Source organism: Citreimonas sp. (assembly GCF_042096055.1).
GTDB lineage: Bacteria > Pseudomonadota > Alphaproteobacteria > Rhodobacterales > Rhodobacteraceae > Citreimonas.
Genome location: NZ_JBELMH010000010.1, coordinates 25,931 through 27,452 on the forward strand (window position 1 = coordinate 25,931; position 1,522 = coordinate 27,452).

Sequence of the window (1,522 nt, forward strand, 5' to 3'; positions counted from 1 at the left end):
GCGGTGATCGTGTCGATCACAAGGCTGCCGGAATCCGACGAGGTCACGAAGAACACGATCACCAGCACGATCCCGATGAACGACGTGATCTGTGCGAGCGGCAGGGCGGCGAGCATCTCGAACAGCTGCAGCTCTAGCGCCGCGTCCTGTGCCTGGGTGTAGCCCTGCTCGACTACCTGGTGGATCGCGGTGCCGCCGAAGACGGTCATCCACAGCACGCAGACCAGGCTGGGGATCAGCAGAACGCAGGTCACGAATTCACGCACCGTGCGGCCCCGGCTGACGCGGGCGATGAACATGCCGACGAAGGGCGACCAGCTGATCCACCATGCCCAGTAGAAGGACGTCCAGCCCTGCATGTAGTTCGTGTCCTCGCGTCCGAACGGGTTCGACAGCGCCGGCAGGTTGACCAGGTAGGCGCCCAGCCCCTCGAAGAAGCCGACGATCAGGAACAGCGTCGGGCCGATCAGCAGCACGAACAGCAGCAGCAGCGCGGCCAGGCCCATGTTGATCTCGGACAGGCGCTTGACCCCGCCGTCGAGGCCCCGCAGGACCGAGATCGTCGCGACGCCCGTGATCGCCCCGATCAGCAGCACCAGCAGCAGGACCGAGTTCAGCGAGTCGTTCTCGTTGCCGAAGGGGATGCCCCACAGCGACCGCGTGCCCTCGGCCGCGTCGCCCGAACCGAACAGCAGCGTCAGCCCCGAGGCTGCCTGCTCGGCGCCGATGCCGAGCGAGGTCGCCAAGCCGAACAGCGTCGCCAGAACCGCCAGCGTGTCGACAACGTGACCGGGCCAGCCCCAGACGCGTTCGCCCAGCAGCGGATAGAACGCCGAGCGGATCGAAAGCGGCAGACCCTTGTTGTACGAAAACAGCGCCAGAGCGAGCGCGACGACCGCGTAGATCGCCCAAGGGTGCAGGCCCCAGTGGAAAATCGTGGCCGCCATGCCGAGCCGCGCGGCCGCTTCGGGGTTCCCCTCGGCGCCGGACAACGGTGCCCACGAGCCACCATTGACCGAGGTCGAGAAGTGCGTCAGCGGCTCGGACACGCCGTAGAACATCAGGCCGATGCCCATGCCGGCGGCGAACAGCATCGCGAACCACCCGACGTAGGTGTAGTCCGGCGTCGCCTCGGTTCCGCCGAGGCGGACCTTGCCGACGGGCAGGACGATCAGCGCGAGGCTGAACAGGACGAAGATGTTGGCGGCGCTGAGGAACAGCCAGTCGAAGGTGCTGGTCAGCCAGGGACGCAGGGCGTTGAACATCGTGTCCGCCTGCTCCTGGAAGATTAGCGCGTATGCCGTGAACAGCACGACCCCGATCCCGGAGATCAGGAACACCGGGTTGTGGATGTCGATCCCGAAGGGCCCGATCTTCTTCTCGATGTTGTCCTGTCCGACCTCGTAGTCGGTCTCGATCGGGTTTACCGCGCCGTCTGGCGAGGGAATCCCCTGATCATCGGTCGTCGTATCGGCCATGGGTGGCCTCCTCTTGCTCGTTTCCGTCTCGTCGTCTCTCCGGC

1 protein-coding gene is annotated in these 1,522 nt (G+C 65.8%); it reads right to left on the reverse strand.

The features are described from left to right. On the reverse strand, window positions 1-1,478 hold a 1,478-nt coding region (locus ACFDTC_RS04310), incomplete at its 3' end, for a BCCT family transporter (RefSeq protein ID WP_375257642.1). Window positions 1,479-1,522: the final 44 nt, after the last annotated feature.